Genomic DNA, 17508 nt, shown 5'->3' with positions numbered 1-17508 from the left:
GCGAAGGCGGTGCGTCATTCGACTTATACGTCAACTGACACTGCGCTTTCGCGAGCAAGCCCGCTCCCACATTGTTACCGGGTCTACTTCAAACCTGTGCGGTACGCAGTTTTTCGCTGCGGCCACGCAGCCATTCCAGGGTCAGCAACAGGATCACCGAGAAGGCGATCAGCAGGGTCGCGGCGGCGGCGATGGTCGGGCTGAGGTTTTCACGGATACCGCTGAACATCTGCCGAGGCAAGGTCGCTTGCTCGGGGCCGGCAAGGAACAGCGTCACCACGACCTCATCGAACGACGTGGCGAAGGCGAACAAGGCACCGGAAATCACCCCGGGCGCAATCAACGGCAAGGTCACCCGACGGAACGCCGTCAGTGGCGAAGCACCGAGGCTGGCAGCGGCGCGCACCAGGTTCTGGTTAAAACCCTGCAATGTCGCCGACACCGTGATGATCACGAACGGCACGCCCAGTACCGCATGCACCACGATCAGCGAAAAGAAGCTGTTGCCCAGGCCCAAGGGCGCAAAGAACAGATAGCTGGCCACACCGATGATCACCACCGGCACCACCATCGGCGAAATCACCAGCGCCATCACCAGCGGTTTGCCGGGGAAGTCGCCACGGGTCAGGCCGATGGCCGCCAGCGTACCGAAGACCATGGCCAGCACCGTGGCCGCCGGGGCGACGATGATGCTGTTCTTCAGGGCGCGCATCCATTCCGCCGAGGCGAAAAAGTCGTGGTACCACTGCAGCGAGAAGCCTTGCAGCGGATACACCAGGAAACTGCCGGAGTTGAACGACAGCGGAATGATCACCAGCACCGGCAGGATCAGGAACAACAGAATCAAGCCGCAGAGAATCCGCAAGCTGTAGAACCACACCCGTTCGATGGGCGACATATAAGGACTCAGCATTTCGTTCTCCCCTTAGCTCAAGCGCAGGCGACTGGCGCCCACCAGCCAGCTGTAAATCAGATAAAGCACCACGGTCGCCAGGAGCAGCAGCCCGCCGAGTGCGGTCGCCATGCCCCAGTTGATGCTGGTGTTGGTGTAGAAGGCGACGAAGTAGCTGACCATTTGATCGTTCGGGCTGCCCAGCAACGCCGGGGTGATGTAGTAGCCGATGGCGAGGATGAACACCAACAGGCAACCAGCGCCAACACCGGCATAGGTCTGCGGAAAGTACACCCGCCAGAAGCTGGCGAACGGGTGGCAGCCGAGGGAAATCGCGGCGCGCATGTAGGTCGGCGAGATGCCTTTCATCACGCTGTAGATCGGCAGGATCATGAACGGCAGCAGGATGTGCACCATGGAGATGTAGACGCCGACCCGGTTGAACACCAGCTCGATCGGCTTGTCGATGATGCCCATGGCCATCAGGCCGCTATTGATCAGGCCACCCGATTGCAGCAGCACGATCCACGCCGCGACACGTACCAGGATCGACGTCCAGAACGGCAACAACACCAGGATCATCAGCAGGTTGCTCTGGCGCGACGGCAGGTTCGCCAGCAGGTAAGCGAGTGGATACGCCAACACCAGGCAGATCACGGTGATGATCAGGCCCATCCAGAAAGTGCGGGCGAAGATGTCGAGGTAGATCGCCTGGTCCGGAGTGGCCGGGGCGATTTCGCCGAGGTCGTCGATTCGGTGATCGACGGCGGCCAGCAAATAGTAAGGGGTAATGCTGCTGGTGTTGCGGCGTACGGCTTGCCAGTAGGCCGGGTCGCCCCAGCGCTCGTCGAGACCTTCCAGCGCTTCTTTATAAGAGGCCGGCTCAGTGGCGAACGGCAAGGCGCGGGCGGTTTTGGTCAGCAGGCTGCGATAGCCGGCCAACTCCATGTTCAAGCGTTTGGACAAATCGCCCAGGGTCTGATTCTTGCGCGCTTCGGCGAGGTCTTCGCTGGCCGCCTTGTACACGGGTTCCGCAGGCAGGCCTCGGCCGTCCCAGCTGGCAATGGCTGCCACGGTGCGCGGCATGCCGCCGACCACTTCCGGGTTACCCACGCTTTTGTAGAGCAGCGCCACGATTGGCACCAGGAACACCAGCAACAGGAACAGCACCAGCGGCGCAATCAACGCCTGGGCCTTCCAGCGGTTAACCCGCTCGGCATGCTTGAGCCGCTGCTTCAAGGTGGGGTCAGTGCCCGCGTTCACGGGAACGGCGATAGCCATGGCGTACTCCGGAAATCTTTGATCGTTACAGAGGTGGCACTCATTGGGGGCAAGGCCACCACTGTTCTTGATAACAACTGATCACCTGTAGGAGGCTGGCTTGCCAGCGATGAACGATAACGGGGTCTGGCTGATACACCGTGCCGCCCGGATCGCTGGCAAGCCAGCTCCTACAGGTTTAATCGCAAGTTATTTGGCAGCCCAGGAATTGAAGCGCTGTTCCAGTTGCTCGCCGTTGTCAGCCCAGAAGCTGACGTCGATCTGCACCTGATTGGCGATGTTTTCCGGGGTGGTCGGCATGTCTTTCAGGACATCCTTGGCCAGCAGCGGCACGGCTTGAGTGTTGGCCGGACCGTAGGCGATGTTTTCCGAGTAGGTCTTCTGCTGCTGTGGCTGTACCGAGAAGGCGATGAATTTCTTCGCAGCTTCGGCACGCTTGGCATCCAGACCTTTTGGAATGGCCCATGCGTCGAAGTCGTAGATACCACCATTCCACACCACTTTCAGGTTGCTTTCTTTCTGCACGGCAGCGATACGACCGTTGTAGGCAGAGCTCATGACCACGTCACCGGAAGCGAGGTATTGCGGCGGTTGTGCGCCGGCCTCCCACCACTGGATGCTTGGCTTGAGTTCATCAAGCTTTTTGAACGCGCGATCCTGTCCATCCTTGCTGGCCAATACCTTGTAGACGTCTTTCGGCGCAACGCCGTCGGCCATCAGCGCGAATTCCAGGGTGTACTTCGCACCTTTACGCAGGCCACGCTTGCCCGGGAACTGCTTGGTGTCCCAGAAATCCACCCAACTGGTCGGTGCGGTCTTCAGCTTGTCGGCGTTGTAGGCCAATACGGTCGACCACACGAAGAAACCTACGCCGCACGGCTGGATAGCGCCTTTGACGTAGTCTTCGTTCTTGCCGAACAGGGCCGGGTCGAGCTGTTCGAACATGTCTTCGTCGCAACCGCGGGACAGTTCCGGCGACTCTACTTCCACCAGGTCCCAGGACACGCTCTTGGTGTCGACCATGGCCTTGACCTTGGCCATCTCGCCGTTGTACTCGCCCGCCACGATCTTGCCGTTGCCTGCCGCTTCCCACGGTGCATAGAAGGCTTTGACCTGCGCGGCCTTGTTCGCCCCGCCGAAGGACACCACGGTCAGGTCCGGGCCAGCCGCCATTGCGCTTGCTGCCCCCATCATGCCCAGTGCCAGAGCGGTGAATTTCAGGGATCTCAACATTTATTGTTCTCTCCACGTGCAGGGTTGGTGTTGTTGAAGCCGGGGCGATCAGTTCGCCTCTAGAAGTGGGTCGAGCGCGCGCACGTGCTCGACCTGCCAGCCAAGCGGTACCACGTCGCCGACCGCGAGCGCAGGATCCAGCTCGGCGATCGGTTGCTTCACGAAGAAGTCGGTCTTGCCACAGACTTCCAGGCGAACCCGGACGTGGTCGCCCAGATAGATGAATTCCGCCACCCTTCCCGAGAAGCGGTTGACGCACGATTCACTGGAGCCATTGAGGCTCACGCGTTCCGGGCGAATGGACAAGGTGACGGGTTCGCCGGTCTGGCCGACATTGACCGCCAGGGCTTCGACCTTTTCACCGCGACCCAGCTCCACGATGCAACGATCACCGGTCTGGCTGTGCAAGCGGCCGTTGAGGCGGTTGTTTTCGCCGATGAAGTTGGCAACGAAGGTGTTTTTCGGCTCTTCATAAAGGGTGCGCGGCGGTGCGATCTGCTGGATTTCGCCTTGATGGAACACTGCCACACGATCAGACATGGTCAGGGCTTCGCCCTGGTCGTGGGTCACGTAGACCACGGTCACGCCCAGACGCTGGTGCAGGTGCTTGATTTCCATCTGCATGTGTTCGCGCAGCTGTTTATCGAGTGCGCCCAGGGGTTCGTCCATCAGCACCAACTGGGGCTCGAACACCAGTGCGCGGGCCAGTGCCACGCGCTGCTGCTGACCGCCGGACAGCTGTGCCGGGTAACGCTGGGCGAACGTATCGAGCTGCACCATGCTCAGGACTTTTTTGACTTTGTCGCTGACGTCGCTCTTGCTCAAGCCACGCACGGTCAGCGGGAACGCCAGGTTCTCAGCCACGGTCATGTGCGGGAACAACGCGTAATTCTGAAACACCATGCCGATGTCACGCTTGTGCGGCGGCACGTTATTGATGGCACGTCCCGCCAGCAGGATTTCACCCGCTGTCGGTGTTTCGAAACCGGCGAGCATCATCAGGCTGGTGGTCTTGCCGGAGCCGGACGGCCCGAGCAAAGTGAGGAATTCGCCCTTGCGAATGTCCAGGTTGAGGTCCTTGACGATCAGGTTCTCGCCATCGTAGCTCTTCTGCACCCCACGAAAGCTGACCAGAACATCATTGGCCCCTGCGCTTGAATCGACCTGGCTCATACCCACACCCTTGTTGTTGATGACTGCTGTGGACTAAGCCTAGTGGACGCTGGGGACCACGCAAATCGGGGGGCAAGAGAGAATAGCCTCAGCCATCTGGAAGACTGGGGGTAGGGATTGCCCTACAAGGATGGCGCGTTTTGGCAACCGCAGCGGCAGGTTGTTAGCTGGAAGCCGCAAGAATCATCAAAAGCACATGGGCGGAATGTCGTAAATGGATATGGGTGATCCCCTGTAGGAGCCCGGCTTGCCGGCGAAGGCGATTCCGAGGGCGCCTTCGCCGGCAAGCCGGCTCCTGCAAGGGATCGGTGTATTAGAGGAGTTTGTGTTCCATCGCGTATTTCACCAGCTCCGCCAGCGAGGTGATGTTGAGTTTCTGCATCAACCGCGCCTTGTGAGTGCTGATGGTTTTGCTGCTCAGCGCCAATTGCTGGGCGATGTCGTTGACGTTGGCGCCCTGGGCCAGGCGCTCGAACACGGAAAACTCACGTTCCGAGAGTAATGAGTGCAACGGCCGCGAATCAGTCAGGCCGACTTCGAAGACCATCCGGTCGGCCAGGTCCGGGTCGATGTAACGCCCTCCCGCGGCTACCCGGCGGATGGCCGTCAGCAACAGGGCCGGATCACTGTCCTTGGTGGCATAGCCCGCCGCTCCGACCTTCAAGGCCCGCGCAGCCATCTGCGCCTCGTCGTGCATCGACAACACCAGGATCACCGGCGGATTGTTCAAGGCACGAATCCGCGGAATCGCCTCGAGACCGTTGACACCCGGCATGGAGATATCCAGCAACACCACTTCACAGGGCACATGCCGCAAGGTTTCGAGCAACTGTTCGCCATTGCTCGCCTCCCCCACCACCAGCAAATCCTTGGCCAGGCCGATCAATTGCTTGATGCCCTCGCGGACGATGGTGTGGTCTTCGGCTACCAGTACACGGATCACTTACATCTCCTCATCCAGGGGTATTCGCACGATCAGGGTCGTACCCTCACCCGGCTCACTCTCAAGGGAAAGCTGCCCACCCATGATCAGCACCCGCTCGCGCATGCCGACCACCCCGAAGGAAGTTGGCCTGCCGTTCGAGGCGACAAATCCTACGCCATCATCGCTGACGGTCAGGCACAGGTCGTCGCCCTCAAGGGCCAGTGTCAGTTCGACAGTATGCGCCTGGGCGTGACGCATGACATTGGTCAGCGCTTCCTGAAGGATTCGAAACAGGCCGATGGCCTTGGCATCACTGAGCACCGGCAAATATTCCGGCACCTGTACCAGACACGGGATCTGCGTGCGCGCTTCGAAGCGACGCGCCTGCCATTCGATGGCCGAGGCAATCCCGGCATCCAGAATCGGTGGCCGCAACGCCGTCGCCACATCGCGCACCAGCTGGAACAGCTGGGCGATCAAACGCTTCATGCTGTTCAAACGCTCGTTCAACCCGGGGTCGAGTTGCGCATAAGCCAGCTCGCACATGGACGTTTCCAGCTTGAGCACCGTCAACATCTGGCCCAGTTCGTCGTGAACTTCCCGGGCAATGCGCGCCTTTTCCTCTTCCCGAACGCTCTCCAGATGCGCGGACAATTCGCGCAATTGCTCACGGGAGCTGGCCAGTTCCAGTTCGATGCGCTTGCTCTCGCTGATGTCCCAGACAATGCCATCCCAGACGTAGGCCCCGTCCTCGAGTTGCCGGGTGATCGCCTTGATTTCCGCCCAACGCTGCTCACCCTGTCGCGTCAGGATTCTCCCCTGCCAGGACCAATCGCTGTCGGTGTCCAATGCATGGTCCTGGGTCTGGTGATAGCTCGCCTTGTCATCCGGATGCACCAGGCTGCGCAGGCCTTTGTCACGATGGGCCAGGGTCGCCGGCGAGTAACCCACCAGGCTCTCGCTACCTTCACTGATGTAGGCAAAGTCGATCTGCCCCGTCACTGGCGCCCGCTCCAGGCGAAAGACCAGGCCGGGCACATTTGCCGCGATCCCTTGCAAGCGTGCTTCACTTTCCTGAAGCGCCGCCAGGGCACGGCGCCGTTCGGTGACATCGGTCAGGTAGACCACCAGGTACTCGCCATCGCGAAAGCGCAGAAAGCTCAACGAGACATCAGCCGGCAGGATGCTGCCATCGGCCCGCAGGCAATTGGTTTCGAAACTTTGCGGTGCATCGTCGCTGGCCCTGGCGCGCTTCCACAGGTTCAACCAGCGATCCATGTGCAGGCCGGGCTCGAACTCAATCAACGGCCGGTCGATGATCCCGCCCGGCGGATAGCCCAGCATGGTTTCGGCAGCGCGGTTGGCGTAACGCACGTGACTGTCCCAGTTCACCCACAGAATGCCGACGGTGCTCTGGTCGATGGAAAACTGCGTGAGCCGCAAGGCCTCTTCGCTGGCGGCGCGCAAGGCGATGTCTGCCTGCGCGGCCGCCAGGCGTTGCTCCAGGTTGTGCTGCTGGCGTCGTTGCCAGAACACGATGGCCATGGCGCTGAGCGCCACCACCACCAACAACAGCAGGCAGAGATTTTGCCAGAACCCCGGGGACTCGCTGAGCCGTGGGTACTTGGGCTGCAGCCACTGGTTGTGCAGCGCCTCCAGATCCTTGGCCGGGATCGCCCGCAGCGCACTTTCGACGATACCGGCCAACTCCGGCAGGTCGCGCCGTGTGGCCACCCGCAACAGCTGAGGCAAGCCGATATCACCGACCACCACTAGCCCGGCGAACTCCGGCTCGACGGACAGGCGCCCCAATTGCGCCTCGTCGACCACCGCGTAGGCGGCTTGCTGGCTCAGCAACAGCTGCAACGCCTGGCGTTCGACCGGTACACCCTGCAAGTTCAAATGAGGATAGTTGCCGCGCAGGTAGTCGGCAGTGGCACTGGGCATCCGTACGACGACGCGGGTCTGGCTATCGAGTTTTTCCAGCTCCACCGCACCGGTGCTTTTCTGGTCGCTGACCACCAGTTGCGGCACCCGCATGTACGGATCGGAATACTGCCAGAAGCGCAGGCCGCCAGGGGTCTGGGTCAGGCCCGGGGCGATGTCGATTTCGCCTGCGCGTGCGGCCGCTTCCAATTGCTCGAGGTCGGGAAAGTTGCGCCAGCTCAGTTCGACCTTGAGCGACTTGGCCAGCCACTTCATCAGCTCGACATTGACCCCGGACAGACGCTGCAAGCGGCGGTCGTACTGGGCATAGGGCGCTTGCAACACCAGCCCCACCCGCAGATCGCCCTGCTGCGCCAGCCATTGCTGCTGGCCTGCCGACAATGGCGCGGCATGCGTCGCTGGCGCGGCGCTCGCCCAGCCCATCAAGGGCAACCACAAACAGCCGATAACCCACAGGCAGCGAAAAAGCATCATCGAACTCTCACACACTGACAAACACTGACCAACCCATTAGGCTGCCGGAATAACTTCTGGCCTGGAATATCCGATGCTCCCTGTCTACCGCCTGGCACTGCCAGCATTGTGCCTGTCGCTGATCCTGCCATGGGCTTTTTCCGTTGAGGCGGCCGATCCGGCAGCCGGCGCAGCGGCAAAACCCGCTGAAGAAAAACCGTTTGAACGCCAACCGCTGCCCGAGCGCAGTCAGGAAGAAGCGACTGCACTCGAGCGAAAAATTCCAGTCCAGGAGCAGCAACAACTGCAAGCGGGTAACGATACGTTCCTGGCCCTGTGGAAACCGGCCAACTCTGCTGACCCCAAAGGCGCAGTCATTATCATCCCCGGCGCCGGTGAAACCGTTGACTGGCCGCAAGCAATCGGTCCGCTGCGTCGCCAATTACCGGACGCCCAATGGGGCAGCCTGAGCGTCACCCTGCCTGATTTGCAAAGTGATGCCATTGCACCACGCGTGACGGAAACCGCTCCAGCCCCCAAGGCGCCGGACGTCGACAGCAAGGACTCGACCACCGCCGCCCCCATCGAACAGGCGGCGGGCGGCGAAGCCGAGGTGGCGGACAAGGCCGTCGCCGAAAGCACCGACGAGCAGAGCAAGGCTGACGCCGAGCGAATCTTCGCCCGCATCGACGCGGCCATCGCGTTTGCCGAACAGCAAAGCGCCCGCAGCATTGTCGTGCTGGGGCATGGCACGGGCGCCTATTGGGCCGCGCGATATCTGAGCGAGAAGCAGACGGCGCAAGTCGAGCGCTTCGTCATGGTCGCCGCACAAACTCCGGCCAAAGTCACCCCCGAACTGGACGAGCTCGCGCCAACCCTCAAGCTGCCCACCGTCGACCTCTTCTATATGGACAAACCGCTGGATCGCAACGCGGCACTGGCCCGCATGCAGGCCAGCAAGCGCCTGAAGACTTCGGCCTTCAGCCAGGTCTCGTTAAAGGCTTTGCCGGGCAACAACAAGGCGCAACAGGAACAACTGGTACGCCGGGTGCGGGGCTGGTTGAATCCGCAAAATGCGGCAGACTGATCGACCGGGTCGCGGCTAGCGAAAATCCCGTCGCTGACGAATCAACGTATAGGCATTGTGCAGCTCGCGCGTCTTGTCGGTGGCCTCGCGAACCTGTGACGCCGTTGCACCACTGCCGGCAATCTTGTCCGGATGATGGCGACTGAGCAGGCGCCTATAGGCACGCTTGATCTGCGCGGGCTCACTGGTGGCAGTCACCCCCAGCAGCCGCAACGCATCCTGATAGGTTGTAACACTACTGACCAACGGTCGATGTTGCGGCTCGTAATCGGCCGCCAACCCCTTGACCTGCGGCGCACTCCACCCCAGCCAACTGCCCCACTGCAGGACCAGTTCACGCTCGCGGAGACCGGCATGACCATCGGCCCAAACCATCCGCCAGCAAGCACGCAACACGCCTTCCGCGGCAAAGGGCTGAGACCTGAGCCGGCGCAAATGACCCCGCAACCGGTCACTGCCCGACTTGCCCCGATTGAACGCGGCAATCGCCCGGCGCTGTGCCGACTCGGACATTTCCAGCGCACGCATCTCCGTGCGAGCCTGCTGGATATGCCCCTCCACGACCCTTCCATCACACTTGGCCAGGCGCCCCAGCAACACGAACAACAACTCGTCGTTGCGCAGGACCGGTCGACCGCCGAGCTTTTCGCGCAGATGCGCCCAACTTTGCAGGTGCAGATGCCTGTCCAGCACCTGCCCCAGCAAGGCCCCGAGCATGGCCCCCGGAATGCTGGCGATGGCAAAGCCCGCTCCGGCTCCGATCAGAGTCGCTGGCCACAGCATGTCAGCGGCTCGCTTCGATCAGGGTTTGAGCTTCGGCAAGACGCTCGTGAGTACCGACATCGACCCAAAGCCCCTTCAGGCGTTCGCCGGTCACCTGCCCGTCAGCCATGGCCTTGCGCAACAGCGGCGCAAGCTTGAAGGCCCCTGCCGAGCATCCATCGAACAACTGTGGATGCAGCACGGCGATACCGCTGTAGGTCAGGGTAGCGGTGTCCGGCTGACTGTCCCGGACCTGATCGCCGATCAGGCTGAAATCACCGGCGAGGTGGTGGGGCGGGTTGTCGGCCAGCACCAGGTGCGCAAGCCCGGTGATGGGTTGATGCAGCACGCTGAAATCGTAGTCGGTCCAGATGTCACCGTTGACGACCAGGAAAGCCTCGTCACCCAACAACGGCAACGCGCGGAAGATTCCGCCACCGGTTTCCAGGGGCTCACCTTCGGCCGAATACTCAATGCGCACGCCGTAGCGCGAGCCATCGCCCAGATAGTCTTCAATCTGCTGGCCGAGCCAGGCATGATTGATCACGATCTCGGTAAACCCTGCCGCGACCAGGGCTCGCAGGTGATACTCGATCAGCGGTACGCCTCCGGCGCGAACCAGCGGCTTGGGTGTGGTCAGGGTCAAGGGACGCATGCGCTCGCCCTTGCCTGCCGCCAGAATCATTGCCTTCATGCCGTCACTCCGGCACGCAGGCTGGCCAGCAATACATCCAGCTCGGCCAGTTCGGGACGACGCGCGATCACGGCATCTATATAAGCGAAGAAGCGTGGCACATCCGCCAGGTAACGCGGTTTACCGTCGCGGTGGCAAATACGCGCGAAGATACCGATCACTTTCAGGTGACGCTGCACGCCCATCAGGTCGCTGGCGCGCAGAAAGTCTTCGATGTCGGGCTGTACCGGAATATTCAACGCAGCCGCTTGCTGCCAATAACTTTCCAGCCAGCCACGCACGCGCTCCTCCGGCCAACTGAGGAACGCATCCTTGAACAGGCAGGTCACGTCGTAGGTGACAGGACCGTAGACGGCGTCCTGGAAGTCCAGTACTCCGGGGTTGGGTTCACTGAGCATCAGGTTGCGCGGCATGTAGTCGCGGTGCACCAGGACTTTCGGCTGGGCCAGGGCACTGTCGATCAACAGATCGATGACCTGCTGCCAGAGTACTTGCTGCGCCGCATCGAACTCGATGCCCAACTCGTGCTTGACGTACCACTCGGGGAACAATTCGAGTTCCCGTCGCAACAACGCCACGTCGTAACTCGGCAGTGGCGCAACCATCGGTAACTGCTGGAACGCCAGTAGCGCTTGCAGGGCGTCCTCAAACAAATCGTCGGCATTCGCGCTGTCGATCACGTCCAGATACGTCTTGTTGCCCAGGTCATTGAGCAAAAGAAATCCGCGCTCAAGGTCTTCGGCGTAGATTTGCGGCACATTTATTCCGGATTTCGCCAGCAAAAAAGCGATATCCACGAACGGCTTGCAGTTTTCCTGGGGCGGTGGCGCGTCCATCACGATCAAGCTTTTGCCCGCGCCTTCCCAACGGAAATAGCGCCGAAAACTCGCATCGCTGCTGGCCGCAGTCAACGTGGCCGGGGGGACGGCACCCCATCCCTGTTGCGCAAAAAGGATAACCAGTTGTTCATCGAGCCAAAGTTTCAGGTGTTGCAAACGTAGATCTTGGTCAGGCATTGCAAGGGTCTCCGACGGCGCTAGCCGTCAAGCGGGTCATGCTTTATTATCCAGCATCTTTTTCAGACCATCGAGAGGCGTGCGGCCCACACCGCGGGCAGATGGCACGCAGGAAGCCCGGACTATTAAGATGGCATTGAAATCCCCCGCGTTTCGTAAAAAATTTCCGTTGTTGATGACCGGCAGTTTGCTGGCTCTGCAACCCTTGGCCAGCCCTTTCGTGGTCGCCGCGGAACAGTATGACTGCTCGGTCTCCGCTTCGGGTGCCTGGAATTGTGCGCCAAAATCGACGGCGGCTGCATTGCCTCCGCGTCCAATCCATGAAGGCAGCGCCGTTTCCGCCACCGGCGAGACACCCGCCGAAACGGGCGCCAGCGAAGACACGGGCGCCAAACAAGCATTGGTCACCGAATCCAAAGGCCGTGGCCTGAAGTCGCGTAGCGCAGACTACAGCCACCTCGACTGGGTTCCGCGCGAACAGCTCACTGCAGCACAATTGGCCGAAACCGGTCCTTATTGCTCTGGTTCCTATATCGAACCGACTCGTCCTGGCATGAATGACAAGACGAGTAAAAGTGACGCCCCAACCTTTATCGGCGCCAAAGCCTCCCGCTACAAGCAGGATGAGCAAGTCGCCACCCTGGCCGGTGACGTGGTCATGCGCCAGGGCAGCATGCAGGTCGAAGCCGACGAAGCCAACCTATACCAGGCCGAGAGCCGTGGCGAACTGGCCGGCAACGTACGCATTCGCGATAACGGCGCACTGATCGTGGGTGACCACGCCGACGTGCAGCTCGATACCGGCGAAGCCAAGGTCGACAACGCCGAATACGTGATGCACAAATCGCGCATCCGCGGTAACGCGCTGTACGCCAAGCGCGCCGAGAACGCGATCATCCGCCTCAAGGATGGTACGTACACCACGTGCGAACCGAACAGCAACGCCTGGCAGCTCAAGGGCAACAACATCACCTTGAACCCGGCTACCGGCTTCGGTACCGCGACCAACGTGACACTGCGGGTCAAGGACATTCCGGTCCTGTACACGCCGTATATCTACTTCCCGATCGACGACCGTCGTCAATCCGGCTTCCTGCCGCCGACCATCGGCACCGGCAGCGACACCGGCTTCCTGCTGGTTACGCCGTATTACTTCAACCTGGCACCGAACTACGATGCCACGTTGTACCCGCGCTACATGAGCGATCGCGGCCTGTTGATGGAAGGCGAATTCCGCTACCTGACCAAGTCCAGCGAAGGTCAGTTCGGCGCCGCGTACCTCAACGACGAGAACGATGATCGCAAGCTGCAGAGCGATTACGAAAAAACCCGCTACATGTACAACTGGCAGCACAAGGGTGGACTCGACTCGCGCGTCCTGACCCAGGTCGACTACACCAAGATCAGCGACCCCTATTACTTCCAGGATCTGCAAACCGACCAGATCGGTGTGAAAAGCGCCGACTACGTCAACCAGCAGGGCTCCGTTTCTTACCGTGGCGACAGCTACACCGCCCGCGTGAATGCCCAGGCTTATCAGCTGGCGACTGTGTCGAACATCACGCCGTACGACCGTTTGCCGCAGATCACCTTCAATGGGGCACTGCCGGATCGTCCAGGCGGTCTGAATTTCACCTATGACACCGAACTCGTGCGCTTCGACCGGGACCTGAAGAACGGCAACTTCACCGATGAAGACGGTAATGTTGAGCCGCGCCTCGACACCAACATTCAAGGTCTGGCCCGCGCCAATGGCGATCGCCTCAACCTTGCGCCAGCGGTCAGCTATCCGATGGAGGCGAGCTACGGCTTCCTGACGCCTAAGCTCAAGTATCAATACACGCAGTACCAACTGGATCTGGACAGCATCGGCAAGAGCCAGGTTGCCGCGCAGACTGCAGAACAGGACCGTCTCAACGGCACGTTCGACAGCAACCAGAACCGTGGCGTGCCGATCGCGAGCATCGACAGCGGCCTGTATTTCGATCGCAAGACCAGCTGGTTTGGCAAAAACTATAACCAGACCCTTGAGCCACGCCTGTTCTACCTCTACGTACCCGAGAAGGACCAGGAAGACATTCCGGTATTCGACACCAGCGAATACACCTTCAACTATGCATCGCTGTTCCGCGACAACCGCTTCTCTGGCTCCGACCGCGTGGGCGACGAGAACAAACTGTCCCTGGGCGTGACCAGTCGCTGGATCGAAGAAAACGGTTTCGAGCGCCAACGCATCAGCGTCGGCCAGGCTCTATACTTCAAGGATCGCGAAGTCCAATTGCCGGGTATCGATGCAAAAACCCGCGAAGACGCGCACTCTGACGTTTCTCCTTATGCGCTGGAGTACGAATATCGCTGGAACCGCGACTGGCGCACCACGGCCGATTACAACTGGGACCCGGACAGCCGCAGCCCTCGTTCGGGCAGCGCGATGTTCCACTACCAGCCTGAAGACAACCCGAACAAGGTCATCAACGCTGGCTATCGCTATCGCAATGACCAGGTTCGTTACGACCAGAACTCCGGTAAATGGCAGGTAGGCGGCGGTGACTACGGCACCCCGGGCCAGCCTGGCTATGTGAAGGACTACTACAAGATCGAACAGCACGACTTCTCGGTGATCTGGCCGGTCGTGCCGCAATGGAACGTCATCAGCCGCTGGCAGTACGACTACAACCGCAACCGTACCCTGGAAGCCTTCGGTGGCTTCGAGTACGACAACTGCTGCTGGAAACTGCGCCTGATCAACCGTTACTGGGTCGATTATGACGAAACCAGTCAAGACGCCCCACAAAACGAAAAAGGCGACCATGGCGTCTTCCTCCAAATTGTTCTGAAGGGACTCGGCGGCCTCACTGGCTCCAAAGTAGAGAGTTTCCTCGACAAAGGCATCCAAGGTTATCGTGAACGTGAAGACCAAGCTTTCTGATTGTCTGCGCCCGCTGTTGCTGGGCGCGCTGTTCCTGGGTACCGCGGCCAACGCCGCGGTACAGTCCATCGATAAGGTGGTGGCCATTGTCGACAACGACGTGGTCATGCAGAGCCAACTGGACCAACGGGTCCATGAAGTCCAGCAAACCATCGCCAAGCGCGGCTCCGCCGTGCCACCGGCCAGCGTACTGGAGCAACAGGTGCTTGAGCGCCTGATCGTCGAGAATCTGCAACTGCAGATCGGCGAACGTTCCGGTATCCGTATCACCGATGAAGAACTGAACCAGGCTGTCGGCACCATTGCCCAGCGCAATAACATGTCGGTCGAGCAATTCCGGGCGGCACTGACTCACGATGGCCTGTCTTACGACGATGCCCGTGACCAGATCCGTCGCGAGATGGTCATCAGCCGCGTGCGCCAGCGCCGTGTGGCCGAGCGCATCCAGGTGTCCGAGCAGGAGGTCAAGAACTTCCTCGCTTCAGACCTGGGCAAAATGCAGCTATCCCAAGAGTTCCGCCTGTCCAACATCATGATTGCTACGCCGGAGAGCGCCAATTCCGACGCCATTCAGGCTGCAGCCAAACAGGCAGACGCGGTGTACCAACAGCTTAAGCAAGGCGCTGACTTCGCTCAGTTGGCCCTCGCCAAATCCGCCAGCGAAACCGCTCTGGAAGGCGGCGACATGGGCTGGCGTAAGGCCGCTCAACTGCCTCCTCCGTTCGACCACCTGCTGAGCACCATGGCCGTTGGCGACATCACCCAGCCAATGCGGACACCAGGTGGTTTCATCATCCTGAAGATCACCGACAAACGCGGCGGTGAAGCCCAGGTACGCGACGAAGTGCATGTTCGCCACATTCTGGTCAAACCAAGTCCGATCCGTGATGAAGCAAAAACCAAGGCCCTGGCCGAGTCGCTCTACAGTCGCATCGAATCGGGTGAAGACTTCGGCGAACTGGCGAAAAGCTACTCGGAAGATCCGGGCTCCGCGCTTAACGGCGGCGACCTGAACTGGATCGACCCGAGTGTATTGGTTCCAGAGTTCCGCGAAGTGATGGCCAAGACCCCACAAGGTCAGCTGTCCAAGCCGTTCCAGACTCAATACGGCTGGCACGTCCTGGAAGTCCTTGGCCGTCGCGCCACCGACAGCACCAACCAGGCTCGCGAGCAACAAGCGATGACCGTACTGCGTAACCGCAAATACGACGAAGAGCTGCAAACCTGGCTGCGTCAGATCCGTGACGAAGCGTACGTGGAAATCAAACTCCCTGGCGCTGACCAGGCAGCACAGTGAAACCCAAGCGTTTCGCGCTGACACCCGGCGAACCGGCCGGCATTGGTCCCGACCTGTGCCTGCTGCTCGCTTCGCAAGCCCAGCCACACCCCCTGATTGCCATTACCAGCCGCGACCTGCTCCTTGAGCGGGCCGCGCAGCTGGGTGTGGCGGTCGACTTGCTGCCGGTATCGCCGGAGCACTGGCCGGACGCGCCTGCGCCAGCCAACAGCCTGTATGTCTGGGATACGCCGCTCAACGCCAAGGTCGTCGCCGGACAACTGGACAAGGCCAATGCCGCTTTCGTCCTGGAAACCCTGACCCGCGCCGGCCAGGGCTGTCTGGACGGGCAATTTGCCGGCATGATCACCGCCCCGGTGCACAAGGGCGTGATCAACGAATCGGGAATCGCCTTTTCCGGGCACACGGAATTTCTCGCCGACCTGACCCATACCGCGCAAGTGGTGATGATGCTCGCCACTCGCGGGTTGCGTGTAGCGCTGGTCACCACTCACCTGCCCCTGCGCGAGATTGCCGATGCAATCACGCCGCAACGCCTGGAGCGAGTGACGCGAATCCTGTACGCCGATCTGCAAGACAAATTCGGTATCGCCCAGCCACGCATCCTGGTGTGCGGGCTCAACCCCCATGCCGGTGAAGGCGGACACCTGGGCCATGAAGAAATCGATATCATCGAACCCACATTAGAGCGCCTGCGCGGCGAAGGCATGGACCTACGCGGCCCCTTGCCCGCCGACACTCTGTTTACCCCCAAATATCTGGAGCACTGCGATGCAGTGCTGGCGATGTACCATGACCAGGGCCTGCCTGTGCTGAAGTACAAAGGCTTCGGCGCAGCAGTCAACGTGACCCTTGGCTTGCCGATCATCCGCACTTCGGTCGACCACGGCACCGCCCTGGACCTGGCCGGCAGCGGCAAGATCGACACCGGCAGCCTGCAAGTCGCCCTGGAAACCGCCTACCAGATGGCCGAGACCCGTTTATGACCGAGCAATACCAACACAAGGCACGCAAGCGCTTTGGCCAGAACTTTCTGCACGATGCTGGCGTTATCGACCGCATCCTGCGCTCCATCCATGCCAAGGCCGAAGACCGTCTTCTGGAAATCGGCCCTGGCCAGGGCGCGCTGACCCAGGGCCTGCTCAGCAGCGGCGCCCAGCTTGACGTGGTAGAACTGGACAAGGACCTGATCCCTATCCTCAACCAGCAGTTCGCCGGCAAGAGCAACTTCAACCTGCACCAGGGCGATGCGCTGAAGTTCGATTTCACCAGCCTGAATGCCGCACCCGGCAGCCTGCGTGTGGTCGGAAACCTGCCCTACAACATCTCCACACCGTTGATTTTCCATCTGCTGCACAACGCCCACCTGATTCGCGACATGCACTTCATGCTGCAAAAGGAAGTGGTTGAGCGCCTGGCCGCAGGGCCCGGCGGCGGTGACTGGGGCCGGCTGTCAATCATGGTCCAGTACCACTGCCGGGTCGAACATCTGTTCAACGTAGGTCCTGGCGCGTTCAATCCGCCACCGAAAGTCGACTCGGCCATCGTGCGCCTGGTGCCCCACGCGGTGCTGCCGCACCCGGCCAAGGACCACCGCTTGCTTGAGCGCGTCGTGCGCGAAGCTTTCAACCAGCGCCGCAAGACCCTTCGCAACACACTCAAGTTGTTGCTGAGCAACGCCGAAATCGAAGCCGCTGGCGTCGATGGCAGCTTGCGTCCCGAGCAGCTCGATCTGGCGGCCTTCGTGCGCCTTGCCGACAAGCTTAGCGAACAGGTCCTACAGAAAGCCGCGGACGCCTGACAGAACTGAAGCGTTATC

14 protein-coding genes are annotated in these 17508 nt (G+C 60.8%); 5 read left to right on the top strand and 9 right to left on the bottom strand.

Annotation, left to right across the window (positions count from 1 at the left end; translation table 11 throughout):
- Positions 1-88: 88 nt before the first annotated feature.
- From ACYP2Q_RS11770 to ACYP2Q_RS11745, 6 genes are all read right to left on the bottom strand, one after another.
- The gene (locus ACYP2Q_RS11770) at positions 89-913 is read right to left on the bottom strand and encodes an ABC transporter permease (protein ID WP_008061581.1); all 825 of its coding nucleotides are present in this window, start codon (positions 911-913) and stop codon (positions 89-91) included.
- A gap of 12 nt (positions 914-925) precedes the next feature.
- On the bottom strand, positions 926-2173 hold the full coding sequence (locus ACYP2Q_RS11765; RefSeq protein WP_459730600.1) for an ABC transporter permease: 1248 nt from the start codon (positions 2171-2173) through the stop codon (positions 926-928).
- Positions 2174-2362: 189 nt separating this feature from the next.
- On the bottom strand, positions 2363-3406 hold the full coding sequence (locus tag ACYP2Q_RS11760) for a polyamine ABC transporter substrate-binding protein (RefSeq protein WP_077184552.1): 1044 nt from the start codon (positions 3404-3406) through the stop codon (positions 2363-2365).
- Positions 3407-3454: 48 nt separating this feature from the next.
- Positions 3455-4579, bottom strand: coding sequence for an ABC transporter ATP-binding protein (locus tag ACYP2Q_RS11755; RefSeq protein WP_459730599.1), 1125 nt, complete (start codon positions 4577-4579; stop codon positions 3455-3457).
- Positions 4580-4892: 313 nt separating this feature from the next.
- Complete coding sequence (locus ACYP2Q_RS11750) at positions 4893-5522, bottom strand: response regulator (protein WP_020798801.1); 630 nt, start codon at positions 5520-5522, stop codon at positions 4893-4895.
- Positions 5523-7925, bottom strand: coding sequence for a PAS domain-containing sensor histidine kinase (locus ACYP2Q_RS11745; protein WP_459730598.1), 2403 nt, complete (start codon positions 7923-7925; stop codon positions 5523-5525).
- 73 nt (positions 7926-7998) lie between these two features.
- Here ACYP2Q_RS11745 and ACYP2Q_RS11740 point away from each other — a divergent pair, with 73 nt between their 5' ends.
- Positions 7999-8991 carry an alpha/beta hydrolase family protein gene (locus tag ACYP2Q_RS11740; protein WP_459730597.1) on the top strand — a complete coding sequence of 331 codons (993 nt, stop codon included), beginning with the start codon at positions 7999-8001 and terminating at the stop codon, positions 8989-8991.
- A 15-nt stretch (positions 8992-9006) separates the two neighbouring features.
- Here the strand turns inward: ACYP2Q_RS11740 and ACYP2Q_RS11735 are convergent, their stop codons facing one another.
- Genes ACYP2Q_RS11735 through ACYP2Q_RS11725 form a run of 3 tightly spaced genes read right to left on the bottom strand, consistent with a single transcriptional unit; the run spans position 9007 to position 11463 of the window.
- Complete coding sequence (locus tag ACYP2Q_RS11735) at positions 9007-9774, bottom strand: DnaJ domain-containing protein (protein ID WP_459730596.1); 768 nt, start codon at positions 9772-9774, stop codon at positions 9007-9009.
- 1 nt (position 9775) lies between these two features.
- The gene (gene murU, locus ACYP2Q_RS11730; protein ID WP_459730595.1) at positions 9776-10447 is read right to left on the bottom strand and encodes an N-acetylmuramate alpha-1-phosphate uridylyltransferase MurU; all 672 of its coding nucleotides are present in this window, start codon (positions 10445-10447) and stop codon (positions 9776-9778) included.
- On the bottom strand, positions 10444-11463 hold the full coding sequence (locus ACYP2Q_RS11725; RefSeq protein ID WP_459730593.1) for an aminoglycoside phosphotransferase family protein: 1020 nt from the start codon (positions 11461-11463) through the stop codon (positions 10444-10446). The genes murU and ACYP2Q_RS11725 overlap by 4 nt, the downstream gene beginning before the upstream one ends.
- 130 nt (positions 11464-11593) lie before the next feature.
- Between ACYP2Q_RS11725 and ACYP2Q_RS11720 the strand changes: the two genes are divergently transcribed.
- From ACYP2Q_RS11720 to rsmA, 4 genes are read left to right on the top strand one after another with little or no spacing between them, the layout of a single operon-like run.
- Positions 11594-14392: an LPS-assembly protein LptD gene (locus ACYP2Q_RS11720; protein ID WP_459730591.1), complete on the top strand. Its 2799-nt coding sequence runs from the start codon at positions 11594-11596 to the stop codon at positions 14390-14392.
- The gene (gene surA, locus ACYP2Q_RS11715; RefSeq protein ID WP_459730590.1) at positions 14367-15689 is read left to right on the top strand and encodes a peptidylprolyl isomerase SurA; all 1323 of its coding nucleotides are present in this window, start codon (positions 14367-14369) and stop codon (positions 15687-15689) included. Before ACYP2Q_RS11720 ends, surA begins: the two co-directional genes overlap by 26 nt.
- Positions 15686-16675 (top strand): 4-hydroxythreonine-4-phosphate dehydrogenase PdxA, encoded by a 990-nt coding sequence (gene pdxA / locus ACYP2Q_RS11710; protein WP_459730589.1) that lies wholly within the window; start codon positions 15686-15688, stop codon positions 16673-16675. The genes surA and pdxA overlap by 4 nt, the downstream gene beginning before the upstream one ends.
- Positions 16672-17490: a 16S rRNA (adenine(1518)-N(6)/adenine(1519)-N(6))-dimethyltransferase RsmA gene (rsmA, locus tag ACYP2Q_RS11705; RefSeq protein ID WP_008061562.1), complete on the top strand. Its 819-nt coding sequence runs from the start codon at positions 16672-16674 to the stop codon at positions 17488-17490. The genes pdxA and rsmA overlap by 4 nt, the downstream gene beginning before the upstream one ends.
- Positions 17491-17508 lie beyond the last annotated feature (18 nt).

It is taken from the genome of Pseudomonas sp. MHK4 (assembly GCF_054600775.1).
This window is presented reverse-complemented; position numbering and strand designations above follow the sequence as displayed.